This is a genomic window from Streptomyces sp. NPDC012637 (assembly GCF_042954805.1).
Lineage (GTDB): Bacteria > Actinomycetota > Actinomycetes > Streptomycetales > Streptomycetaceae > Streptomyces.
On the sequence record NZ_JBIBDS010000004.1, the window covers coordinates 357,000 to 380,851 of the forward strand.

Consider the following 23,852-nt stretch of genomic DNA (forward strand, 5'->3'; position numbering starts at 1 on the left):
GCGGGGCGGCGCCGGGCGGGGCGACGCCAGGCGGGGCCCGGGCTCCCGCCCGCCCCCCGCCCGTACCGCTCCCGCTCTGCGAGGGCGCGCCGGTGCTACTCGCCCATCCCGTGCACCGCCGGGATCGTGCCGAGCCGGCCGGCCTGGAAGTCCTCGAAGGCCTGGCGGAGTTCGGCCTGGGTGTTCATGACGAACGGGCCGTAGTGCGCCATCGGCTCGCGGATCGGCCGGCCGCCGAGGAGCACGACCTCCAGGTCGGGGGTGTGTCCGTCCTGCTTCTCGTCGGCGCGGACCGTCAGGGCTCCGCCCTTGCCGAAGACGGCGGTCTGGCCCATGTGGACCGGCCGCCGCTCCGCGCCGACCGTGCCGCGGCCGGCCAGGACGTACGCGAGGCCGTTGAAGTCCTCGCGCCACGGCAGGTTGATCTCGGCGCCGGGGCGCAGGGTGGCGTGGATCATCGTGATCGGGGTGTGGGTGACGCCCGGGCCCTGGTGGCCGTCGAGCTCGCCGGCGATGACGCGGAGCAGCGCGCCGCCGTCGGGAGAGGTCAGCAGCTGGACCTGGCCGCCGCGGATGTCCTGGTAGCGCGGGGCCATCATCTTGTCGGAGGCGGGCAGGTTCACCCACAGCTGGAGGCCGTGGAAGAGGCCGCCGCTGACGACGAGGTGCTCCGGCGGGGCCTCGATGTGGAGCAGGCCCGAACCGGCGGTCATCCACTGGGTGTCGCCGTTGGTGATGGTGCCGCCACCGCCCTGGGAGTCCTGGTGGTCGAAGATCCCGTCGATGATGTAGGTGACGGTCTCGAAGCCGCGGTGCGGGTGCCAGGGCGTGCCCTTGGGCTCGCCGGGCGCGTACTCCACCTCGCCCATCTGGTCCATCATGATGAACGGGTCGAGGTACTGGTAGTTGATGCCGGCGAAGGCGCGGCGCACCGGGAAGCCCTCGCCCTCGAAGCCCTGGGGCGCCGTGGTCACGGCGAGGACGGGGCGGGCGGCGGCGTCGGCGGCTGCGCTGACACGGGGCAGGGTGAGCGGGTTCTCGACAGTCACGGCAGGCATGGCGGGACCTCCTTGTGCGACCAGTTTAGTTGAATTCTGAACTTCCTGCCACCCGGAACACGAAACGCCCGGGAGGAATTCCTCCCGGGCGCCTCGGCATCAAGCCTGACTCAGCCGTACATCCGTCGCATCGCGTAGTCGACCATCTGCTCCACGGCCTTCGCGTCGAAGACCATCCGGTGGTCCCCCTCCATGTCGAGGACGAAGCCGTAGCCGGTCGGGAGCAGGTCGATCACCTCCGCGCCCGTGATGACGAAGTACTTCGACTCCTTGCCGGCGTACCGGCGCAGCTCCTTGAGCGTGGTGAACATCGGGATGACCGGCTGCTGGGTGTTGTGCAGCGCCAGGAAGCCCGGGTTGTCGCCGCGCGGGCAGTAGACCTTCGAGGTCGCGAAGATCTGCTGGAAGTCCTCGGCGGAGAGGGTGCCGGTGGTGAAGGCCCGCACCGCGTCGGCGAGCGACGGCGGTGACGGCTCCGGGTACAGCGGGGGCTGCTGGGCGTAGCCGCCCTGCATGCCCGGCTGCATGCCCGGCATCCCCTGCTGCGGGGGCGGGCCGTACTGCTGCTGGGCACCCGGATTCTGCTCGTAGCCGTACATGCGGGCCAGCCTATCGAGGCCCGGGCGGGGCGTGCGGCCCGCGTCACAGATGTCCGGATAGGGGTTGCCTTTTATTACCGGTGGGTAGCATCATCGTAGAGAGCGTGGGCTACTCACCGGTAGTACGCCGATTCCGAGTACGCGCACGAGGACATCCGCCTCCCCGAGCCTTTACGGAGCCGTCGCCATGGGGCACTACAAGTCGAATCTCCGCGACATCGAGTTCAACCTCTTCGAGGTGCTCGGCCGCGACAAGGTGTACGGCACCGGTCCGTTCGAGGAGATGGACGTCGAGACCGCGAAGAGCATCCTCGACGAGATCCGCCGCCTCGCCGAGAACGAGCTGGCCGAGTCCTTCGCCGACGCCGACCGCAACCCGCCGGTCTTCGACCCCGAGACCAACACCGCCCCGGTCCCGGCCTCCTTCAAGAACTCGTACAACGCCTTCATGGAGTCCGAGTACTGGCGTCTGGGCATCCCGGAGGAGATCGGCGGCACCGTCTCCCCGCGCTCGCTGATCTGGGCCTACGCGGAGCTGCTGCTCGGCTCGAACCCGGCCATCTGGATGTACTCCTCCGGCCCGGCCTTCGCCGGCATCCTCTACAACGAGGGCAACGAGGCGCAGAAGAAGGTCGCGCAGATCGCCGTCGAGAAGCGCTGGGGCTCCACCATGGTGCTCACCGAGCCCGACGCGGGCTCGGACGTCGGCGCCGGCCGCACCAAGGCGATCCAGCAGGAGGACGGCTCCTGGCACATCGAGGGCGTGAAGCGCTTCATCACGTCCGGTGAGCACGACATGGAGGAGAACATCCTCCACTACGTCCTCGCCCGCCCCGAGGGCGCCGGCCCCGGCACCAAGGGCCTGTCGCTCTTCCTCGTCCCGAAGTACGAGTTCGACTGGGAGACCGGCGAGCTCGGCGCCCGCAACGGCGTCTACGCCACCAACGTCGAGCACAAGATGGGCCTCAAGGCCTCCAACACGTGCGAGATGACCTTCGGCGACAAGCACCCCGCCAAGGGCTGGCTGATCGGCGACAAGCACGACGGCATCCGCCAGATGTTCCTCATCATCGAGTTCGCCCGCATGATGGTCGGCACGAAGGCGATCTCCACCCTCTCCACGGGCTACCTCAACGCCCTGGAGTACGCCAAGGAGCGCGTCCAGGGCACCGACCTGGCGAACTTCATGGACAAGAACGCGCCCAAGGTCACCATCACGCACCACCCGGACGTCCGCCGCTCGCTGATGACGCAGAAGGCGTACGCCGAGGGCATGCGCTCCCTCGTCCTCTACACGGCCACCATCCAGGACGAGATCGCGATCAAGGAGGCGGCCGGCGAGGACGCCAAGGCCCTGCACGGCCTGAACGACCTGCTGCTCCCGATCGTCAAGGGCTACGGCTCCGAGAAGGGCTACGAGCAGCTCGCCCAGTCGCTCCAGACCTTCGGCGGCTCCGGCTTCCTGCAGGAGTACCCGATCGAGCAGTACATCCGCGACGCCAAGATCGACACCCTCTACGAGGGCACCACGGCGATCCAGGGCCAGGACTTCTTCTTCCGGAAGATCGTCCGCGACCAGGGCGCGTCCCTGAACGCGCTGGCCGAGGAGATCAAGAAGTTCCTCGCGGTCGGCACCGGCGGCGAGGAGCTGGCCGGCGCCCGCGACGCGCTCGCCAAGGCGGCCGTGGATCTCGAGGGCATCGTCGGCGCGATGCTGACCGACCTCACCGCCACCGGCGAGGACCTCAAGAACATCTACAAGGTCGGCCTCAACACCACCCGCCTGCTGCTGGCCTCCGGTGACGTCGTCGTCGGCTACCTGCTGCTGCGCGGCGCGGCCGTGGCCGCCGAGAAGCTGGCGTCCGGTGCCGCAGGCAAGGACACCGCCTTCTACCAGGGCAAGATCGCGGCCGCGAAGTTCTTCGCCGCCAACGTCCTGCCCGGCGTCTCCGCCGAGCGCGTTCTCGCCGAGAACGTGGACGGCTCCCTGATGGACCTGGACGAGGCCGCGTTCTAGTACCCGCACAGGTACCGCACAGGTTCGCGCCTGAGTCCGCACAAGGAACGGCTCGCTCCCGGGGAGGGGAGCGGGCCGTTCCGTTTTTATCCACAGGCTTTTCCGGCCGGTTGTCCACAGGGGGACCACGGGCCCGCGTCCGCATTTCGAGACCTGCGTAAGGTGAACGGCATGAGTAGCGCACCTGTCCGCTTCGACCGCGGCCACACCGATGACCTCATGACCTTCCTGGCGGCCTCGCCGTCGCCGTACCACGTGGTGGCGAACGCCGCCGAGCGGCTCGAGAAGGCCGGTTTCCGCAAGGTCGAGGAGACCGACGCCTGGGAGGGGACGGCAGGCGGCAAGTACGTGATCCGCGGCGGCGCGATCATCGCCTGGTACGTGCCCGAGGGCGCCGCCCCGCACACCCCGTTCCGGATCGTCGGCGCGCACACCGACTCCCCGAACCTGCGGGTCAAGCCGCAGCCCGACTTCGGCCGCGAGGGCTGGCGCCAGATCGCCGTGGAGATCTACGGCGGACCGCTGCTCAACAGCTGGCTCGACCGCGACCTGGGCCTGGCCGGCCGGCTCACGCTCCGCGACGGCTCCCACCAGCTGGTCAACGTGGACCGGCCGCTGCTGCGCGTGCCCCAGCTCGCCATCCACCTGGACCGCCAGGTCAACGAGGGCATGAAGCTGGAGCGCCAGCGCCACATGCAGCCGATCTGGGGCCTCGGCCAGGTGCACGAGGGCGACCTCATCTCCTTCGTCGCCGAGGAGGCCGGCGTCGACGCCGAGGAGGTGACCGGCTGGGACCTCATGGTCCACGCCCTGGAGGCCCCCGCCTACCTGGGCCGCGACCGCGAGCTGCTCGCCGGCCCCCGCATGGACAACCTGATCTCCGTGCACGCCTGCGTCGCCGCGCTCACCGCCGCCGCTGCACAGGGCGAGGCCCTGCCGTACATCCCGGTCCTCGCCGCCTTCGACCACGAGGAGAACGGCTCCGAAGCCGACACCGGCGCCCACGGCCCCCTGCTCGGAAACGTCCTGGAGCGCTCGGTGTACGCGCGGGGCGGCGGCTACGAGGACAAGGCCCGCGCCCTCGCCGGCTCGGTCTGCCTCTCCTCCGACGTCGGCCACGCCGTGCACCCGAACTACGGCGAGCGCCACGACCCGACGCACCACCCCCGTCCCAACGGCGGCCCCATCCTCAAGGTGAACGTCAACCAGCGCTACGCCACCGACGGCAGCGGCCGCGCCGTGTTCGCCGCCGCCTGCGAGAAGGCCGGCGTGCCGTGGCAGTCCTTCGTCTCCAACAACGACATGCCCTGCGGCACCACGATCGGCCCGATCACCGCCGCGCGGCACGGCATCTCCACGGTCGACATCGGCGTGGCCTGCCTGTCGATGCACAGCGCCCGCGAGCTGTGCGGCGCCGAGGACCCGCACCACCTGGCGAACGCGCTGGTGGCCTTCCTGGAGGGCTAGGCCGTTCCTCCCGGCACGGCAAACGCGGCGAGGTGCCGTGCCGGACAGGCCACGGACCCGGCCAGGATCCGGAAGAGGCGGCCCGCCGGCCGGTTCGCCGGAGGCCCCGGCCGGCCGGGCCGCACCCTCGGACGCGAGCGCCCCGGCCGATCCACCGGCCGGGGCACGTCCGTCAGGCGTCCATCCCCGCGAGGATCACCCGTCAGGCGTCCATCCCCGCGAGGATCAGCGGAAGCCGGGCCGCGCCGCCCTCCGTGATCCGCACCGGGACGCCCCAGTCCTGCTGGTGGACGTGGCAGGCCGGGTACTCGTTCTCCGGGTCGTCGTCGCAGGACGCGGCCATCGCCGAGACGTGCAGGACGCCCTCGGTCAGCTCCGGGTTCAGCTCGAGCTCCCGGAAGAGGTCCGTGCCCTTGCCCTCGCCGGAGAGCAGCAGCTCCGGCGGGGTCGAGGAGACCAGGAGACGGGTCGAGGGGCCGTAACGCTGGTCCAGCTTCTGGCCCTTCGGGGCCTGGAAGACCACGTCGAGGCGCAGCCGGCCCGCGGCGACGTCGGTGGCCTCGCGCTGCGTGCGGTGGGCGACCGACTCGACCTGTACGGCCTCCTCCGGGAGGCGCAGCCGGGTGAGCCGGTGCCGGGCCGACTCGACGACCACGACGTCCTCGCCGACCACGACCGCGTCGCTCGGCTCGCGCAGATCCGTGGCGAGGGTGGTCACCTCACCGGTCGCCGGGTCGAAGCGGCGCAGTGCGTGGTTGTACGTGTCGGAGACGGCGACCGAGCCGTCCGGCAGGGCCGTGACGCCCAACGGGTGCTGGAACAGGGCCTGGTCGGCGGCGCCGTCACGGTGCCCGAAGTCGAAGAGGCCGGTGCCGACTGCGGTGTGCACCGTCCCCTCGGTGTCGATCCACCTGAGGGCGCTGGTCTCGGAGTCGGCGATCCACAGCCGGTCGGCGGTCGCGGCGAGCCCGGACGGCTGGGCGAACCAGGCCTCGGCGGCGGGCCCGTCCACCAGACCCTCGTTGGTGGTGCCGGCCGCGACCTCGACGGTGCCCGTCTCCGGGTCGTAGGTCCAGATCTGGTGCACGCCGGCCATCGCGATCCACACCTTGCCCTGCCACCAGGCGACGTCCCACGGCGAGGACAGGTCGACCTCGAGGGCGGGGCCGGAGGTGGGGGAGCCCTGCCACCACTGGCGGCCGGTGCCCGCGATCCGCTCGACCGCGCCGGTGGCCGGGTCGAAGAGCCGGAGCGCGTGGTTCACGGTGTCGGCCACGACGACCTTCCCGTCCGGGAGGACGGCCAGGCCCTGCGGCTCGCGGAACACCTCGCCCTCGGCCCCGATCCGCCGGACCACGGTCTCGCCGTCCTGCTCCAGCTCGACCAGCTGGTGCCGGGTGGTGTCGGAGACCAGGAGGTTCCCGGAGGGCAGCAGGACCGCCTTGCCGGGGAAGCGCAGATCGGTGGCGACCGGCTCCGGCGGCACGTACGGCCCGTCGCCGCGGCGCAGCGTCCCCTTCGCCTCGTGCTCCGCCTCCAGCTCCTCGACGAGGGTGCGGATCGCGTTGGCGTGCCCCTCGCCGGCGTGCTGCGCGACGACATAGCCCTCGGGGTCGATGACGACGAGCGTGGGCCAGGCCCGCACGGCGTACTGCTTCCAGGTCGCGAGCTCGGGGTCGTCCAGGACCGGGTGGTGCACCTCGTAGCGCTCGACGGCGTCGACGACGGCCTGGTGCTCCGCCTCGTGCACGAACTTCGGCGAGTGCACGCCGACGATCACGAGCGTGTCCCGGTGCTTCTCCTCCAGCTCGCGCAGCTCGTCGAGGACGTGCAGGCAGTTGATGCAGCAGAAGGTCCAAAAATCCAAGATCAATGTGCGACCTCGGAAGTCGGCGAGCTTCAGATCCTTCCCGCCGGTGTTGATCCATCCGCCCTTGCCGATCAGCTCGGGAGCACGGACACGGGCACGGCGGGGCGCGGGCGCGGGGGTGGGCGCCGGGGCAGCATCGTTCATTCTTCAAGCTTGCCATCCTGGTATGAACGTCGGATCACACGCATAGGGCGGGGGGAGCGACGAATGACTGCAGACGGGAACGAGGCGACTGCCAGTGAGACGGCGCGGACGGAACAGAGCTTCATGGCGCTGCCTGACCGCACCGAGGACAAGTGGGAGCCATTCGCCACGTGTCTGGAGGAGGTCGTCCGGATCCTCGGGCTCGCCGTCACTCCCGAGCCTCAGCCGGGTGGACCCCTGACCTGGGAGCACCGCGCTCGGGCGGCGCTGCGTGAGGCTTGCCGCCAAGGCATGGACCTGTCCGAGGCAGCGTTCGACGCACTCGTCAAGGCGGCCGTCCACGATCCCAACCCGAGTTTCAACCGTGGTTTCATCGAGCCGGCTCTGAACGCTTTCGGACACAGCCGCGTCCAATCCGCGCTGCTCGGGTACCTGCGGACCGGCACGGACCTTGAGCGAGCGGGCGCCGCGCGGGCCTGGTACTGGTCAGCCCTACCCCTACGGATGCCCCTCGTACGGGCCAAGAGCCCCGGATTTGCCGGTCAGGCTGAGCCCGATGACGGCTCGGCCGTGGTGGCCGAGTGGAATGAAGCTGCTCTGCGCGAGTTCGTGAGCAACGAGCACCTGGATGTCCGACGCTGCATCCTGCCGGGTCTGTCGCTCCGGAAGTCGACCTACCCCCCGGAGCTGCACGACCTGGTGGAAGCGGCGGTGGCGATGGCCCGGTCCCACCCGGACGAGTACATCCGCCACCGCGTGGAACACCAAGTCGGCGATTGACACGCTCAATGGGCACGCTCGACCACCGCGACCTCCGAGAACTCCCGGAGGAAGGTCATGTGACCTGTCCAAAAATCAACAACAACGCACTCACCTCGCAAGTCAGCGAGGGTGAGTTCCTTGCCTCCGGTGTTGAGCCAGCCGCCCTTGCCGATCAGCTCGGGGGCTCGGAGACGGGCGCGACGGGGCGCGGGCGCGGGGTGGGCGCCGGGGCGGCATCGTTCATGGTTCAAGAGTGCCGCACGGTTCGCCGGACGGGTGAAAGAGGGGTCCGGGTGGCGGGACGGGCGCGTGTCCTGCCCCGGGCGGGTGCCGAGGGCATGGCAAGCATGGCGAGCAGTGCGCGACCGGAACGATCATCCGACTATTCGGCCGGGAGGTGTCATGCGGCCCCGTCACGCCCCTCTGTTACTGCTGCTGTTACTCCTGTTGCTCCTCCTGCCGTCCCCGACGGGCCCGCAGCCCGCCCTCGCGGGCGGCGCCGGCGACGGCGCGCTCGGGATGACCGTCAGCGTCAACGGCTCGACCGCGGAGGCGGCCGTACGGGCCGGCGGAACGGTCGTGAAGCGCTATCGCCTGGTCAACCGGGGCGAGGCCGACCTCCACCGGGTACGGGTCAAGGATCCCGACGTGCCCGGCGGGCTGGTCCGCTGCCCGGCACGGCCGCTCGCGGCGCTCCGCGCGACGGTGTGCACGGCGCGGTTCCGGGCCCTGCCCGGGCGCCATGCCGCGACCGCCCGCGCGACCGGCGAGATCCCCTCGCTCGGCCTGCGCCCGACGGCCACGGCCCGCTCCGCGTACGACGGCGTGGCCGGCGCCCTCGCCCTCACCGAAGGGGTACGGATCGGGCCGCCGGGCACGGCCACCGTGCGGTACGCGGTCACCAACCGCGGCGACCGGCCCGTCCACGCGATCCGGCTCACCGACCGGACCCTCGCCGCCACGCCGAGCGGGCTCGTGTGCACCGTGCCGGTCCTCGCGCCGGGCGTCTCCGCCGCCTGCGCGGCGACGGTGCGGCGCGGGCCGGGCGACCACCGCAGCGCGGGCCTTGCCGAGGGCAGCGACCGGATCACGACGCTGGGCGAACACGGCGAACGCCTCCCGCCGCCGCTGCTCACGGCCCGCGCGTCGGCCGCCTTCCGAATGCCGGCGCCACCGGCGCCGGCGGCGCCACCGCTGTCCGCGCCGCCCGCGGCCGCGCCGCCCGCGTCGGCGCCCCCGGCCGTACGGACCCGGCCCGGGCCCCCGCCGTCCGCCGGAGCGGCGGGGGCGGGGGCGGCGGGAGCGGCGGGTACGGGTGCGGGGGCCGCCGGTCCCGCGACGGGTGCCGCCGGTCCTTCGGGTGCCGCGGCAGCCCTTGGCGCATCCGGAACACCGGGCACCGCCGGAGCCGTACCACCGGGCACGGCAGGCGCGCCGGGCACAGCACCTGCGGAAGCAGCGGCGGCGGCCGCGGCGGCCGCCCTCGCCGATGCGGCCCTCGACGCCGTGGGCGCCGGCGCGCTGCCGCCGGGCGCCGCCCCGCCTCCCGCACCGTTCGTGCCTCCCCCGCCACCGGCGCCACCCGCCGTCCCGCCTGCCGGGGCCCGGCCTCCCGCCGCCGTCGGCGCCGGCGAGGCACCGGCCACCGGCGAAGTGCCCGCCCTCCGGCCGCCCCCGGTACCGCCCGACCGGGTCACCGCCGCCGGGGACGAGGGGCTGCTGCCGCGCCTGCAGCGCCGGTCCCGCGAACTCCCGCGGCTCGGCGTCGTCCTGACGCTGCTGCTGATCCTCATCCCCGCCGCCGTCGCCGCCGCCCTGCTCGGCAGCCGCCACCACTGAGCGCCCGGAGAGACCTCGGACCCCATGGCCCTGCTGGAAACCCTCGCCGTCATCTTCGCCGTCGCCCTCGTCGCCGCGGTCGCCGTGTACGTCAAGACCAGGCTCTTCCCGATGCGGGAGGGCGAGGAGCCACGCGAGGACGTCGCCGAGTACATCTCGATGATGGTGTCGGTCTTCTACGCGCTCGTGCTCGGCCTCTGCCTGGTCTCCGTCTGGGACAACCGCGCCGCCGCCGACGACCGCGTCCAGGCCGAGGCCAGCGCCCTGCACCAGACGTACCTCCTGGCCGACGCCCTCCCCGCCGAGCAGCGCCGGCCGCTGCGCGAGGCGGCCCGTACGTACGCCGGCCACGTCGTGGACGTCGAGTGGGCGAGGATGGCCGAGCGCGCGCCCCTCGGCAGCGAGGGCTGGACGCTGCTCGACCGGCTGCGCGCCGCGGGCGAGCTGCGCGGGAAGGGGACCACGTCCCAGCAGATCGCCGCCCAGGAGGTGCTGGCCCAGATCGGCTACGTGGACGACGCCCGCCGCGGCCGTGAGACGGCGGCCGGCGAACGCCTCTCCGTCGTGCTGTGGGCGGGACTCGTCATCGGCGGCGTGCTCACCGTCGCCTTCATGTTCCTCTTCGGGCTCAACCGCAGCAGCACCCACGTCATCCTGGTGATGGGCCTGTCCGGCTTCATCGCGTTCACGGTGCTCCTGATCCACCAGCTCGACACGCCCTTCGGCACCGAGCTCGGCGTCAGTCCCGACCCGTTCACCCGCTACTTCTTCCCGTGACGGGGAAGGCATTCCGTCATGAAATACCTGGTACGGGACAAGATCTTCGCCATCGGCGACGACTACTGGATCGAGGACGAGCTGGGCCGGCACGCCTTCCTCGTCGACGGGAAGGCGCTGCGGCTGCGCGACACCCTGGAGTTGAAGGATCCCGACGGGCGGGTGCTGATCACGCTGCGGCAGAAGATGTTCAGCCTGCGGGACACCATGACCATCGAGCGGGAGGAGCGGACCCTCGCGACCGTGCGCCGCAAGCGGCTCTCGCTGCTGCGCAACCACTACCGCGTCACCCTCGTCGAGGGCACCGAACTCGACGTCAGCGGGCGGGTGCTGGACCGGGAGTTCACCGTCGAGTACGACGGCGAACTCCTCGCCCACATCTCGCGCCAGTGGTTCCACGTCCGCGACACCTATGCCGTGAACGTGGTCCGGGAGGACGCCGACTCCGCGCTGCTCGTCGCGGTCGCGGTGTGCGTGATCCGGATGGCCGAGCGGGAACGGGAGGACTGACCCCGCCCGGCCGGCACAGGCCCCGGCCCGGGAGCCCGGGCTCAGACGGTCCCGGCCGCGGCGGCCTTCTCCAGCGCCTGGGCCAGGTCCGTCCACAGGTCCTCGACGTGCTCGATGCCGACGGAGATCCGGACCGTGCCCGGGCCGATGCCCGCCGCCGCGAGCGCCGCCTCGTCCAGCTGGCGGTGGGAGGTCGAGGCCGGGTGCATGACCAGGGTCTTCACGTCGCCGAGCGAGACGCTCAGCGAGGCCACCCGCACCGCCTCGACGAACGCCCGCCCCGCCTCCCGGCCGCCCGCGAGGTCCAGCGAGATCACTCCGCCGCCGCCCCGAGGCAGCAGCCGGACGGCCACCTCGTGGTCCGGGTGCCCGGCGAGCGCCGGGTGGCGGACGGCGGCGACGGCCGGGTGGGCGGCGAGCCGCCCGGCCAGCTCGGCGGCGTTCGCGCACTGCCGCTCGACGCGCAGCGGCAGGGTCTGCAGTCCGCGCAGCGTCAGCCACGCGGCGAACGGGTCGGTGACGGCGCCCTGTTCGACCGCGTGCCGGCGGATCCGGCGGTGCGTCCCGACGTCCTTGAAGACGGCGATCCCGCCGAGGACGTCGGCGTGGCCGGCGAGGTACTTGGTCGCGGAGTGGACGACGATGTCCGCGCCGTACGCGATCGGCCGGCACAGCAGCGGCGAGGCGAAGGTGTTGTCGACGCAGCTCGGCACGCCCGCCTCCCGCGCGACGGCGATCAGCGCCGGCAGGTCGGACACCCGGGTGGTGGGGTTGGCGATCGTCTCCAGGTACAGCAGCCGGGTCTCCGGCCGCAGCGCGGCGCGCACCTCCTCGGCGTCCGTCCCCGAGACGTACGTGACCTCGACGCCCCAGCGCTCGGCCAGGTCGGTGAGGACGGCGTACGTGCCGCCGTACAGGCAGCGCTGGGCGACGACGTGTCCGCCGGTGGACAGCAGCGCGAGCAGGACGCCGTTGATGGCGCCCATGCCGGAGGCGTACGAGTGCGCGTCGGCGCCGCCCTCCAGGCGGGCGACGGCGGTCTCCAGGGCGCGGACGGTCGGGTTGCCCATGCGGCTGTAGAGGAAGGCGTCGGGCGACTCGAAGGCCTCGGCGAGGGCGTCGGCGCTCTCGAAGGCGAAGACGTGCCCCTGGTGGAGGGGCACGCCGAGGGGTCGGCTGCCGCGGATCTCCGGCTGCGGGGAGTGGACGGCGAGGGTCTCGGGGCGTGACGTGTCGGGGAGGTCGGCGCTCATGGCGTCCAGTCTGTGGACGGCGGGCTTGCGCCCACAGAGCCAATCCCGGCAGATTGGTCCGCCGATGGATCCAATGACACCGTCCCTGGGCGAACTGGTGGCCTGGCTCGGCCGCTGGTCGGCCGGGCGCGGGCCGATGTACCTCCTTCTCGCCGCCCGCGTACGGCAGTTGATCGACGAGGGTCTGCTGCCGCCGGGCGCCGCGCTGCCCCCGGACCGGCGGCTCGCGGGCGCGCTCTCGGTGGGCCGGACGACGGTGGTCGCCGCGTACGAGACGCTGCGGCAGGAGGGGCGCCTGGTGCGCCGGCAGGGCAGCGGCACGCGGGTCGCGCCGGCCGCGCTCACGCCGCCGGGTGAGCCGCGAGTGACGGAGACGTCCAACCCGATGTTCCTGCACCTGCTCGAACCCGGCGACGACGTCCTGCTGTTGAGCTGTGCGGCACCGCCGTCGCCGCCGGCCGCGCTCGCGGAGGCGTACGCGCGTCTCGTGCTGCCGACGGACGACCTCGGCTACCACCCGGCCGGCCTGCCCGCGCTGCGGGCCGCGGTCGCCCGCCGCTACGCGCACCGCGGCCTGCCGACGGATCCGGCCCAGATCCTGGTCACCACCGGCGCCCAGCAGGCGATCGGCCTGCTCACCCGGCTCCTCGTGGCGCCGGGTGACGGGGTCCTGGTGGAGGCGCCGACCTATCCGGGGGCGCTCGAGCTGTTCCGGGAGGCGGCGGCCGTGGTCCATCCGGTGGCGGTGGGCCGCGACGGGCTCGACGCGGACGCGGCGATCCGGGTGATGGAACGTCACCGCCCGGCGCTGGCGTACGTCATCCCCCGCTTCCAGAACCCGACCGGCACGGTCCTGCCGCCACTGCTCGGGCGGCGCCTGGTCGAGGCGGCGGAGGCGTACGGCGTGCCCCTGGTCGACGACGAGGTGCTGGGCGAACTGCGCTTCGACGGGGCCGACGCCGGGCCGCCGCCCCTCTCCTCGTACGGCACGGAGGTCGTCGGCCTCGGCTCGCTCAGCAAGTCGGTCTGGGGCGGGCTGCGGATCGGCTGGGTGCGCGGCCCGGCGCCGCTGATCGCGCGGCTCGCACGGCTGAAGGCGCTGCACGACCTCGGCAGTGACGTCCCGGCGCAGCTCGTGGCCGCCCGGCTGCTCGACGACTTCGACGCGATCGTCCGCTCGCGCGTGGCGGAACTGCGGGCCGGACACGACCTGTTGCGGTCCGAGCTGGCCCGGCTACTGCCCTCCTGGGACTGCCCGCCCGCGGCGGGCGGCCAGACGCTGTGGGTACGGCTCCCGTACGGCGACGGCGTCTCGTTCGCGCAGCTCGCGCTGCGCCACGGGGTCGCCGTCCTGCCCGGCTCGACCATGGACGCCCTCGGCGGCAGCGCCCGCATGCTGCGGCTGCACTTCCTCCTGCCGCACGACACCCTCGTGGCGGCGGTACGGAGACTGGCGGCGGCGTGGGCCGAGTACGCGCCGGCGGCCGCCCCGGAGGCCAGGGCACGGCCCGCCGCCCTGAACGCCATCACGGTCTGAACGCGTCACCGTCCGAACGCCGTCACCGTCCGAGCGCCGCCCTCGTCCGCGCGCCGTCACCATCCGACCGCCATCACCGTCCGAGCGCCGTCACCATCCGACCGCCATCACCGTCCGACCGCCGTCACCGTCCGACCGCCGTCACCATCCGACCGCCGTCACCATCCGCGCGCCGCCCTCGTCCGCGCGCCGTCCGAAGGAGCCGTATCCGTGCACACGACCGTCACGCCGTTCACCCTGCACCGCTGGCAGGAGGGGAAGCGGCCGGAGCGGCTGAACGGGTGGCGGGGCGTCTCGCCGGAGTTCGGCGAGATCACGCTGGTCTGCCCGCTGCCCCGCACGCTCCCCGAGATCGTGGTGTCGGAGCTGCGCGGCGGACTGCTCCCCCCGGCCAGCTTCGAGTCGCGCGGGATGCACGCCGAGAACCTCACGCTGCCGACCCTGAACCGGTCCACGCTGCGGGTCGGCGACCGGATCGTGTACATGACCCGCAACCGGCTGGGCGCGACGCTGCACCAGCGCGCCCTGATGCTGCGTCACGCGGGCGACCACTACCGGCTCTCGGCCCTCGACAAGCACGGCTACGTCCTCTCCCGCAGCGGCGATGACGAGGACCCGGGCGTGACGGTCACCGTCCGCGAGTCGGGCCGGGGCAAGGGCCGGAGACTGACCGTCCACGCCGCCGGGCGGGCGGAGGGCGGCGACCTCTCCCTGGCGCTGATCTTCGCGGGCGTCGACCGCTCGGCCCTCACCCGGTTCGGCGCCGTGAAGGCGGGCGTCCGCCGGGCCACCGAGCTCTGGGCCGAGGCCAACTCCTAGGGACGGTCCGGCCCCGGCCCGGGACAGGCCCAGGGGCCTTCCGGTCTCTTTCAGGGGCGGCCCAGGACCCGGTCCTTCAGCGCCGGGAACTGCTCCCGGGTCGCCGTGACCTTCGCCGGGTCGAGGTCGACCCGCAGGATCTCCTCGCCGGGGCCCGCCTCGGCCAGGACCTCGCCCCAGGGGTCGACGACCAGCGAGTGCCCGGCCTGCTCCACGCCCGCGTGCGTGCCGCCGGTCCCGCAGGCCAGCACGTACGCCTGGTTCTCCACGGCGCGCGCCCGCGCGAGCAGCGTCCAGTGCGCGAGGCGCCGGGCCGGCCAGCCCGCCGGGACCACGAAGGCCTCGGCGCCGGCGTCGACGAGGCCGCGGAACAGCTCGGGGAAGCGCAGGTCGTAGCAGGTGGCGACGCCGACGGTGAGCCGCGGCAGGTCGACGGTCACCAGGTCCTCGCCGGCCGCCATCAGCACGGCCTCGCCCTTGTCGAAGCCGAAGCGGTGGATCTTGCGGTAGCTCGCGGCGAGCTCGCCGTCGGGGGAGAAGACGAGCGAGGTGTTGTACAGGGCGCCGGCGGCCGCCTCCACGATCGAACCGGCGTGCAGCCACACCCCGGCGTCCCGAGCCGCCGCGGACATCGCCTCGTGGGTGGGGCCCTTCACCGGCTCGGCCTCGGCGGCGAACGCCTCGTAGGCGAAGGCGCCCATCGGCCAGAGCTCCGGGAGGACGACGAGATCGGCGGCGCCCCGCTCCTCCCGCACGAGCCGGGCCACACGCGCCCGCCGGTCCTCGACCGGTTCGTCCGGGTCTACCGCGATCTGGATCAGTGAGGCGCGCACACTACCACCGTCCTGGCATTCGAGCCGTCAACACCGGCCTACGATCGTCACACGAAAGCACTGCCGGGGTGCCTTCGGGCAGCGTAACTTAGCGTCCGAGCCTCCACGCAGTCATGTTTCAGCCCGCCCGCTACGCCAGCAGCCCGAGCACGAAGAACCGCCGAGGGGTCCCGTGACCGTCCATCCCAGCCTCCAGAACTACGCCGACGCCTGGACCCACTCCATCGAAGCGATAGCCGAGCTGGTGCAGCCGCTCGTCGAGGGCGAGTGGAACCGCGCCACGCCGTGCCCGGGCTGGTCCATCCGCGACATCGTCTCCCATGTCATCGGCATGGAGACCGAGATGCTCGGCGACCCGCGACCCATCCACACCCTGCCCCGCGACCTCTACCACGTGCGCACCGACTTCGCCCGCTACATGGAGATGCAGGTCGATGTGCGGCGGCACCACACCGCGCCGGAGATGACCTCGGAGCTGGAGTACGTCCTGATCCGCAGGGCCCGCCAGCTCCGCAACGAGAACCGGCAGCCCGACGCCCTGATCCGCGCTCCCCTCGGCGCCGAGCAGACCCTGGAACTGGCCTACCGGATGCGCGCCTTCGACTGCTGGGTGCACGAGCAGGACCTGCGCGCCACGCTCGGCACGCCGGGCAACCTGGACTCCCCCGGCGCGTACGTCACCCGTGACGTGCTCCTGGAGGCGCTGCCGAAGGTGGTCGCCAAGGACGCCGGGGCGCCCGCGCACTCGGCCGTGGTCTTCGACGTGAGCGGCCCGGTGGAGTTCCTGCGTACGGTCCGGGTGGACGCCGACGGCAACGGCACCGTCGACGGCGCCCCGTCGCTCGGCCCCGCCGTGACGCTGACGACGGACTGGGAGACGTACGTCCGCCTGGCCTGCGGGCGCGTCCGTCCCTCCGACGTCGCCGACCGCGTCAAGGCGGAGGGCGACGAGCAGCTGGCGCAGGCGATCCTGGCGAACTTCGCGGTGACGCCGAACTGATCCGGGGCCGCGCGCTCGTCACCCGGGGCTTCACGTGCGGAGAGCCGCGCGTGGAGGGCCGGGCGGGAGAGCCGCGCGCGGAGGGCCGTGCGCGGAGGGTCGGGCGGGGAGCGTCGGACGGGGAGCGCAGGGCGCGGAGGGTCGGGCGGAGGCGTCACACCGGGACGTGCACGGCCTCCACGCGGCTGGCGACCAGCCGTTCCCGCTCCCGTCGCGCGGTGCGCGACTTGAGGCGGAGGATCTGGACGACGCCCAGGGCCTCCAGGACGAAGACGGAGGAGAAGGCGATCCGGTAGTTGTCACCCGTCGCGTCGAGCAGCACGCCCACCGCGAAGAGCGTCGTCATCGAGGCGACGAAGCCGCCCATGTTGACGATGCCCGAGGCGGTGCCCTGCCGCTCCGGCGGATTGGCGGGGCGGGCGAAGTCGAAGCCGATCATCGAGGCCGGTCCGCAGGCGCCGAGCACGGTGCAGAGGGTGACGAGCAGCCACATCGGCGCGTGGTCGCCGGGATGGACGAGGATGGCCGCCCACAGGGTGGCCGTCACGGCGATGGTGCCGAGCGCCAGCGGTGCGCGGGCGGCGTGGTGCCGGGCGATGACCTGGCCGTAGACGAGCCCCACCAGCATGTTGGACGCCACCACAAGGGTCAGCAGTTCTCCGGCGGTCTCCCGGGTGAGGCCCTGCGCCTCGACCAGGAAGGGCAGCCCCCAGAGCAGCAGGAACACCATGGCGGGGAACTGGGTGGTGAAGTGCACCCACATGCCGAGCCGGGTGCCCGGCTCGCGCCAGGACTCGGCGATCTGCCGGCGGACGAAGGCGGCGCCCGCGTGCGGGACGGGCTCGGGCTCGTGGCCCTCGGGGTGGTCCTTGAGGAAGAGCAGCAGCAGGACGAGGACGACCACACCGGCGGCGGCGCTGCCCGCGAAGGCCGCGGTCCAGCCGACGCCGTGCAGCAGCCGGGCGATGACGATCGTGGAGACGAGGTTCCCGGCCATCCCGACGAGACCGGCGAGCTGGGCGACCAGTGGCCCGCGGCGGGCCGGGAACCAGCGGGTGCCGAGCCGCAGCACGCTGATGAAGGTCATCGCGTCACCGCAGCCGAGCAGCGCGCGGGAGGCGAGTGCCATCGGGTACGAGGGGGAGAGCGCGAAGCCCAGCTGCCCGAGGGTGAACAGCAGGACGCCGATGGTCAGCACCTTCTTGGTGCCGAGGCGGTCGACCATGAGGCCGACGGGTATCTGCATGCCCGCGTACACGAGCAGCTGGAGTATGGAGAAGGTGGAGAGCGCGGAGGCGTTGACCCCGAACCGGTCGGCCGCGTCGAGTCCGGCGACGCCGAGGGACGTGCGGAAGATGACGGCGACGAAGTAGACGGCGACACCGACGCCCCAGACGAGGGCGGCGCGCCGGCCGCCGGGCGGATCGCCCGGCAGGCTGACGACGGAGCCGTGTCCGTCACGTCCGCTCATCGCTCGTCACCCCGCACCAGGACCTTGACCCAGCTGAGGTGCTGCCGCACGCAGTGCGCGGCCCCTTCGACGTCCCCGGCCTTGATCCGCTCCAGGATCTCGGCGTGCTCGGTGATGTTCTTGGCGATCCGGTCGGGCTGCGACTGCATGACGGCGACGCCCATCCGCAGCTGCCGGTCGCGGAGCTGGTCATAGAGGCGGGCCAGGATGTGGTTGCCGGCGTGCTTCACGATCTCGGCGTGGAAGCAGCGGTCGGTGACGGCCACCTCGGCCAGGTCACCGGCGGCGGCCCGCCGCTTCTGCTCCTCCAGGAGCTCCTCGAGCCGCGCGACGAGCGCGGGCGGCGCGGGCACGGCCCGCCGTACGGCGAACTCCTCGACGAGCAGCCGGGTCTCGACGACGTCCGCGATCTCCTGCGCGGAGACGGCGAGCACCAGCGCGCCCTTCTTCGGGTAGAGCTTCAGCAGCCCTTCCATCTCCAGCTTGAGCAGCGCCTCGCGCACCGGCGTCCGCGACACCCCGACGGCCTGCGCGAGCTCCCCTTCGGTGAGCAGCGTGCCGCCCTCGTAACGCCGGTCGAGAACCGCCTGCTTGACGTGCATGTAGACGCGGTCGGCGGCGGGTGGCTGTCTGATGGACAAAGGCGCTGGTGACGGCATGCGCACAGCATAGATACAACAGGGGTGCAAGAGGCAGCCCCGTCCGCATCGCGGACGAGGCCGTCGGCCTGGGGCGGGCCGGAGCGGCGCGGGCTGGTCGGAGCGGCGGGGGGACGGACGTGGGCGAGCCGGACCGACATGGGCGGGCCGGAGCGGCCCGGCGGGTCAGACCGGCGGCATCAGATCGCTCTCGCTGACGGTGCACGTCAGCAGGGGATAGACGAAGTCCGCCTCCTCGTTCTCCCGGCGTCGGAGTCGGTAGAACTCCTGCCTCCGCTCGTCGTCGGCCACCACGAGGCGCGCACCCTGCGGCAGGTACGCCTGCCCGTCGCGATACCGGACGAGGGTCTTCGACGTCCGGAACGTCACGCCCAGCCACGGGTTGTCCGCCGTCCCCGCGGGCGCGTCCCAGACGATCTTGTGTCTGAGCCGCCGATTCGCCTCGACGGAGAACGCGACGACACCGTTGTGGGCGAGGGGGATCTCGAACTTCTCCCCACTGGATTCCTTCGATTCGAAGACCAGCTTCCTCGACGGGCTCGCCGCGGAATCCCGATAGCAGGAGAAGAGCGCGATGAACGACTCGTCGGCAAGATCGAGCGCTTGGTCGGAATGGCTGCCCATCGTCCGGTAAGCGTTCGTGTAGGTCTCGACGAGAGCGTTGTTGAACCCGACCGAAAGCGCCGCGCATTCCTGAATCCGTTGCGCCAGCCGTTCGTGCGGCGCTCGGAAAAGCTGCGCCGGACTGCCGTATCGGGTGGTCGTGCGGACGAGAGGCACACCACCCGTCTCGTCGGCCTTGGTGATCACGGCGCCCCGGCGGCCTTTTCCCACGTCCTCCCAGTGAACCGACGCGGACAGCTCCGCGAAGACGTTCTCCTCGGGCGGCAGAACGAGCGAGACGATCTCGTCCGAGATGCTAGAGGCGGGGGGCAACGTAGTCTCCCGTGTTCATGCTGAAGAGGAACGCATCGCCGTAGTCGATGAAGGACGAGGTCCTGTTCTCCTCGGCGTACAGCCTGCGCAGTTCGCCCATGCCGGTCTGCGTGGGCGGCTCCAGCTTCGCCAGACCGCCTCCGGCCGTCTTGAGGAACGTGTCGCCGTTCTTGTGCACGGCTTCGGCGCTCGAACAGCGCACCACGTACCCGAGGCGGGTCGGGAGCAGCTCGGCGTCCAGCGCCGAGGGCCGGATCTCGTGCGTGTACAGGCGGTTGGTGGACAGCGGCATGAAGAACACGGAGCCGGGATGGAGGGTCACGGTGAACTGCGACGGGAACGCGGCCCCGTCGCCTCCTTCGACCGGCTCGACCGGCTCGACCGGCTCGACGGGCTCGACGGGCTCCTTGAGCTGGAACCGGAGCCTGGTCAGCGCGCTGACGCCCTTCACTCCGTGGTCGAAGGCGTCCTCGGCCAGCGGCTGCAGCCGGTCGAGCCGGTCGTAGAAGGTGCAGAAGGCCATGATGCCGTTGGCGGGCATGTCCTTGGTCTTGTCGGCGTGGGCCGAGATCCTGGCCTTGGACTGCTTGCGCTCCGCCGTGGCGGGGGTGTTGTGGTAGATCTGCGCGAGCACGTGGTTGAGCGGCGCCTGGTTCCTGAAGACGGCGGCGGCCTCGCGGTTCAGCTCCTCGACGATGCTCGTGTCGGTCGGGCCAAAGCCCTCGGTGGGCCCCGAGAGGTTCGTGGAGCACCGGAGCAGGCGGAAGTGCAGTTCGTCGCCGTGCTGTGTGACGGGCGTCAGGTAGATGCCGCTGCGATGGGCGGCTCCCGGTTTGGTGGACTCCGTCAGGGACTGGAAGGCGTGCTCCGCACGGATCCGTCCGAAGTGATCGGCGTCTGGCCCGAAGAAGCGGCGGTAGTACACGCCGACGCCGTGCACCCGGACGGGCACCCGGCCGAGGCCGACGGCGGTCCACGGTCCACCGGCGTCCTCGCGGTAGCCCTGCGACAGCTCGCGGACCACGAACACCCGGTCGGCCGCATCCAGTTGACGGTCACTGATCCCGGACAGGTCGCCACACAGGTAGACGGTCTTCTGCGCGAGGTCGGGCGAACCGGAAGCGAGGTCCTCCGGCGTGATGACGGACCCGAAGAAGTTCCGGATCAGGTTGTCGTCTCGCAGCGTCGAGGGCGCGACCAAGAGGTTGCGCGCATCCTCGATGCGGGCTTCATCCGCCGGCACTGTCGCGTCCATCGAACGGCACCTCCACCCCGACCGTGGAGTTGATCGTATCGAGGTCCCCGGTTGGGGACGGCGCCGTCCCCAACCGGGTGTGTTTCACGTGAAACGGTCAGACTCGGGCTAGCTGGGCCAGGAGATCCAGTCCGAACAGCCCTTGTGGTCCTCACAGACGCGGAACTGCTTGATCTGCGAGCTGTACGTGGCCCACGGCCCCCAGTCCCCGTGGGCGCCGTTGCCGTCCCACTGCGAGACATGGGCCCCGTTGGCCAGGTAGGCGTCGGCGTACACGCCGTTGCCGTCCGACTCACCGTCGTACGCCCGCATCGAGTACGCCGTGGCCTGCGCCCGGTCGTCTCCGTGTGACGCGGTGACGGTCGCCGAGGCCGAGGTGGCGGTGGTGACCGCGAGCAGCGCGGCTCCGCCCAGGATGGTCGAGGCCCGGAGAGCCGTCTTCAGCGACAGCTTCATGATTCCCCCTTCGTGTCGATCTTGGGTCGAGCGAAGTGGTTCTCGGTCGGCGACGACTCTAGGAATGCCCTTCGGTGTGACACCACAGGCATTTACGCCAAAACACCCGGCCGGGGACGGTGTCGTCCCCGGCCGGGTGTTTCACGTCATTCCGACCGGAAGCCTTCCCTTGGGGCGGTCGGACCGGCGCCTTACGCCCAGGTGATCAGCCGCTTCGGCTGCTCCAGGATCGCGGCGATGTCCGCCAGGAACTTCGAGCCGAGCTCGCCGTCGATCAGGCGGTGGTCGAAGGACAGTGCCAGGGTGGTGACCTGGCGGGGCTTCACCTTGCCCTTGTGGACCCAGGGCTGGAACCGGATGGCGCCGACCGCGAGGATCGCGGACTCGCCCGGGTTGATGATCGGCGTACCGGTGTCGACGCCGAAGACGCCGACGTTGGTGATGGTGAAGGTGCCGCCCTGCATGGCCGCCGGGGTGGTCTTGCCCTCGCGGGCCGTCGAGACCAGCTCGCTCAGGGACTTCGACAGCTCCGGCAGGGTCTGGGCGTTCGCGTCCTTGATGTTCGGCACGATCAGACCGCGCGGGGTGGCCGCGGCGATGCCCAGGTTCACGTAGTGCTTGAGCACGATCTCCTGGGCGGCCTCGTCCCAGGCCGCGTTGACGTCCGGGTTGCGCTTCATCGCGACCAGGACCGCCTTGGCGATCAGCAGGAGCGGGTTGATCCGCAGGCCCGCCATGTCCTTGTCGGACTTGAGCTCCTCGACCAGCTTCATCGTGCGCGTGATGTCGAAGGTGATGAACTCGGTGACGTGCGGCGCGGTGAAGGCCGAACCGACCATCGCCGCCGCCGTGGCCTTCCGTACGCCCTTGATCGGGATACGGGTCTCCCGCGCGTCCGACGGGACAGCGGGCGCCTGGGCCGTAGCGGCAGCCGGGGCCGCGACCGGAGCGGGGACCGGGGCCGCCACGGGCGCCGGGGCCTCGACGGCCGGCGCGGGGGCCGCCGCCTTGTGCACGTCCTCGCGGGTGATGATGCCGTCCGGGCCGGTCGGGACGACCGTCGCCAGGTCGACGCCGAGGTCCTTCGCGAGCTTGCGCACCGGCGGCTTGGCCAGCGGGCGCCCGGCGGTCGCGGAACCGTGGCCGTTGAGCTCGCCCTGGATCGCGGCGGCGGCCTGGGCCGGCACCGCCGCGCCCTTGCGGGCCCGGCGCTTCGTGGAGGACGCGGCCACGCCGTAACCGACGAGGACCGGCTGGCGGCCCTCCGGGGCCTGCTCGGCGGCCGGCTCGGCGACCGGCTCCTGCGCCGGCGCGGCGGCCGCGGCCGGCTGGGCCGGCATCGCGGGCTCCGTCCCGCCGCCCACGTTCACCGAGATGATGACCTGGCCGACGTCGACCGTCGTGCCCTCGGGGAACAGCAGCTCGTGGACGGTGCCGTCGAACGGGATCGGCAGCTCCACGGCCGCCTTCGCCGTCTCGACCTCGCACACGACCTGCCCGTCGGTGACGGTGTCACCGGGCTGGACGTACCACTTGAGGATCTCGGCCTCGGTGAGGCCCTCGCCCACGTCGGGCATCTTGAATTCGCGGATGGTCACGGTGCTCTCCTCAGTACGCCAGCGAGCGGTCGACGGCGTCGAGCACGCGGTCCAGGCCCGGCAGGTACTCCTCCTCCAGGCGCGCCGGCGGGTACGGCGCGTGGTAGCCGCCGACCCGCAGGACGGGGGCCTCGAGGTGGTAGAAGCAGCGCTCGGTGATCCGGGCGGCGATCTCCGCGCCGGAGCCGAAGAACACCGGCGCCTCGTGCACCACGACCAGGCGGCGGGTCTTCTCCACCGAGGCCTGGATCGTGTCGAAGTCGAGCGGCGAGATCGACCGCAGGTCCACGACCTCGATCGACTTGCCCTCCTCGGCGGCGGCCGCGGCCGCCTCCAGGCAGGTCTTCACCATCGGGCCGTACGCGACGAGCGTCAGGTCCGTGCCCTCGCGGGCGACCCGGGCCTTGTGCAGCTCGCCGGGGATGGCCTCGGTGTCGACCTCGCCCTTGTCCCAGTAGCGGCGCTTGGGCTCGAAGAAGATGACCGGGTCGTCGCTCTGGATGGCCTGCTGGAGCATCCAGTAGGCGTCGGAGGAGTTCGCCGGGGTGACGACCTTGAGGCCGGCCACGTGCGCGAAGAGCGACTCGGGGGACTCGGAGTGGTGCTCGACCGCGCCGATGCCGCCGCCGTAGGGGATGCGGATGACGACCGGCATCTTCACCGTGCCGAGCGAACGGGCCCGCATCTTCGCCAGCTGGGTGACGATCTGGTCGTACGCCGGGAAGACGAAGCCGTCGAACTGGATCTCCACGACGGGCCGGTAGCCGCGCAGCGCGAGGCCGATCGCGGTGCCGACGATGCCGGACTCGGCGAGCGGGGTGTCGACGACCCGGTCCTCGCCGAAGTCCTTCTGCAGGCCGTCGGTGATGCGGAAGACACCGCCGAGCTTGCCGACGTCCAGGCCCATGATGACGACCTTGGGGTCGGTCTCCAGGGCCTTGCGCAGCGACTCGTTGAGCGCCTTCGCGAGGGGAAGCTTCTGAACAGCCATG

The 23,852-nt window shown here is 72.0% G+C and carries 21 protein-coding genes; 9 read left to right on the plus strand and 12 right to left on the minus strand.

Annotated features, from left to right (window positions below):
* Positions 1-95 precede the first annotated feature (95 nt).
* Together ACFY8W_RS18640 and ACFY8W_RS18645 are read right to left on the minus strand one after the other, a co-directional pair.
* On the minus strand, positions 96-1,058 hold the full coding sequence (locus ACFY8W_RS18640; RefSeq protein ID WP_391106143.1) for a pirin family protein: 963 nt from the start codon (positions 1,056-1,058) through the stop codon (positions 96-98).
* Between the two features lie 110 nt (positions 1,059-1,168).
* Complete coding sequence (locus ACFY8W_RS18645) at positions 1,169-1,657, minus strand: SseB family protein (RefSeq protein ID WP_391106145.1); 489 nt, start codon at positions 1,655-1,657, stop codon at positions 1,169-1,171.
* A 187-nt stretch (positions 1,658-1,844) separates the two neighbouring features.
* On the opposite strand from ACFY8W_RS18645, the gene ACFY8W_RS18650 reads away from it, so the two are divergent.
* Positions 1,845-3,674 (plus strand): acyl-CoA dehydrogenase C-terminal domain-containing protein, encoded by a 1,830-nt coding sequence (locus ACFY8W_RS18650; protein WP_391106147.1) that lies wholly within the window; start codon positions 1,845-1,847, stop codon positions 3,672-3,674.
* A gap of 171 nt (positions 3,675-3,845) precedes the next feature.
* Entirely contained in the window at positions 3,846-5,141 is a 1,296-nt protein-coding gene (locus tag ACFY8W_RS18655; protein WP_391106149.1) for a M18 family aminopeptidase, read from the plus strand.
* A 202-nt stretch (positions 5,142-5,343) separates the two neighbouring features.
* Here the strand turns inward: ACFY8W_RS18655 and ACFY8W_RS18660 are convergent, their stop codons facing one another.
* Positions 5,344-7,155, minus strand: a complete 1,812-nt coding sequence (locus tag ACFY8W_RS18660) for a thioredoxin-like domain-containing protein (RefSeq protein ID WP_391106151.1) — start codon at positions 7,153-7,155, stop codon at positions 5,344-5,346.
* A 63-nt stretch (positions 7,156-7,218) separates the two neighbouring features.
* On the opposite strand from ACFY8W_RS18660, the gene ACFY8W_RS18665 reads away from it, so the two are divergent.
* From ACFY8W_RS18665 to ACFY8W_RS18680, 4 genes are all read left to right on the plus strand, one after another.
* Positions 7,219-7,935, plus strand: coding sequence for a hypothetical protein (locus ACFY8W_RS18665; RefSeq protein ID WP_391106153.1), 717 nt, complete (start codon positions 7,219-7,221; stop codon positions 7,933-7,935).
* 384 nt (positions 7,936-8,319) lie between these two features.
* Positions 8,320-9,756: a hypothetical protein gene (locus ACFY8W_RS18670; protein ID WP_391106155.1), complete on the plus strand. Its 1,437-nt coding sequence runs from the start codon at positions 8,320-8,322 to the stop codon at positions 9,754-9,756.
* Between the two features lie 24 nt (positions 9,757-9,780).
* A complete protein-coding gene (locus ACFY8W_RS18675; RefSeq protein ID WP_391106157.1) occupies positions 9,781-10,533 on the plus strand; it encodes a hypothetical protein in 753 nt (250 codons plus the stop codon).
* An 18-nt stretch (positions 10,534-10,551) separates the two neighbouring features.
* Positions 10,552-11,043, plus strand: coding sequence for an LURP-one-related family protein (locus ACFY8W_RS18680; protein ID WP_391106159.1), 492 nt, complete (start codon positions 10,552-10,554; stop codon positions 11,041-11,043).
* A gap of 41 nt (positions 11,044-11,084) precedes the next feature.
* Here the strand turns inward: ACFY8W_RS18680 and ACFY8W_RS18685 are convergent, their stop codons facing one another.
* Positions 11,085-12,296 (minus strand): aminotransferase class V-fold PLP-dependent enzyme, encoded by a 1,212-nt coding sequence (locus ACFY8W_RS18685; RefSeq protein ID WP_391106161.1) that lies wholly within the window; start codon positions 12,294-12,296, stop codon positions 11,085-11,087.
* A gap of 73 nt (positions 12,297-12,369) precedes the next feature.
* Here ACFY8W_RS18685 and ACFY8W_RS18690 point away from each other — a divergent pair, with 73 nt between their 5' ends.
* The gene (locus ACFY8W_RS18690) at positions 12,370-13,833 is read left to right on the plus strand and encodes an aminotransferase class I/II-fold pyridoxal phosphate-dependent enzyme (protein WP_391106163.1); all 1,464 of its coding nucleotides are present in this window, start codon (positions 12,370-12,372) and stop codon (positions 13,831-13,833) included.
* A 210-nt stretch (positions 13,834-14,043) separates the two neighbouring features.
* Positions 14,044-14,652, plus strand: coding sequence for a hypothetical protein (locus ACFY8W_RS18695; RefSeq protein WP_391106165.1), 609 nt, complete (start codon positions 14,044-14,046; stop codon positions 14,650-14,652).
* A 50-nt stretch (positions 14,653-14,702) separates the two neighbouring features.
* Here ACFY8W_RS18695 and ACFY8W_RS18700 read toward each other — a convergent pair whose 3' ends face one another.
* Positions 14,703-15,485 carry a nitrilase-related carbon-nitrogen hydrolase gene (locus ACFY8W_RS18700; protein ID WP_391106167.1) on the minus strand — a complete coding sequence of 261 codons (783 nt, stop codon included), beginning with the start codon at positions 15,483-15,485 and terminating at the stop codon, positions 14,703-14,705.
* A 172-nt stretch (positions 15,486-15,657) separates the two neighbouring features.
* Here ACFY8W_RS18700 and ACFY8W_RS18705 point away from each other — a divergent pair, with 172 nt between their 5' ends.
* The gene (locus tag ACFY8W_RS18705) at positions 15,658-16,485 is read left to right on the plus strand and encodes a maleylpyruvate isomerase family mycothiol-dependent enzyme (RefSeq protein WP_391106169.1); all 828 of its coding nucleotides are present in this window, start codon (positions 15,658-15,660) and stop codon (positions 16,483-16,485) included.
* 154 nt (positions 16,486-16,639) lie between these two features.
* Here ACFY8W_RS18705 and ACFY8W_RS18710 read toward each other — a convergent pair whose 3' ends face one another.
* From ACFY8W_RS18710 to ACFY8W_RS18740, 7 genes are all read right to left on the minus strand, one after another.
* Positions 16,640-17,956 (minus strand): MFS transporter, encoded by a 1,317-nt coding sequence (locus tag ACFY8W_RS18710; RefSeq protein ID WP_391106171.1) that lies wholly within the window; start codon positions 17,954-17,956, stop codon positions 16,640-16,642.
* A complete protein-coding gene (locus ACFY8W_RS18715) occupies positions 17,953-18,615 on the minus strand; it encodes an FCD domain-containing protein (protein ID WP_391106173.1) in 663 nt (220 codons plus the stop codon). The genes ACFY8W_RS18710 and ACFY8W_RS18715 overlap by 4 nt, the downstream gene beginning before the upstream one ends.
* A gap of 165 nt (positions 18,616-18,780) precedes the next feature.
* Positions 18,781-19,551 carry a hypothetical protein gene (locus tag ACFY8W_RS18720; protein WP_391106175.1) on the minus strand — a complete coding sequence of 257 codons (771 nt, stop codon included), beginning with the start codon at positions 19,549-19,551 and terminating at the stop codon, positions 18,781-18,783.
* Complete coding sequence (locus ACFY8W_RS18725) at positions 19,535-20,806, minus strand: hypothetical protein (RefSeq protein ID WP_391106176.1); 1,272 nt, start codon at positions 20,804-20,806, stop codon at positions 19,535-19,537. Before ACFY8W_RS18725 ends, ACFY8W_RS18720 begins: the two co-directional genes overlap by 17 nt.
* Positions 20,807-20,914: 108 nt before the next feature.
* A complete protein-coding gene (locus tag ACFY8W_RS18730) occupies positions 20,915-21,262 on the minus strand; it encodes a hypothetical protein (RefSeq protein ID WP_391106178.1) in 348 nt (115 codons plus the stop codon).
* 191 nt (positions 21,263-21,453) lie between these two features.
* A complete protein-coding gene (locus ACFY8W_RS18735; RefSeq protein ID WP_391106865.1) occupies positions 21,454-22,839 on the minus strand; it encodes a 2-oxo acid dehydrogenase subunit E2 in 1,386 nt (461 codons plus the stop codon).
* Positions 22,840-22,870: 31 nt separating this feature from the next.
* Positions 22,871-23,851, minus strand: coding sequence for an alpha-ketoacid dehydrogenase subunit beta (locus ACFY8W_RS18740; RefSeq protein WP_093875189.1), 981 nt, complete (start codon positions 23,849-23,851; stop codon positions 22,871-22,873).
* Position 23,852: the final 1 nt, after the last annotated feature.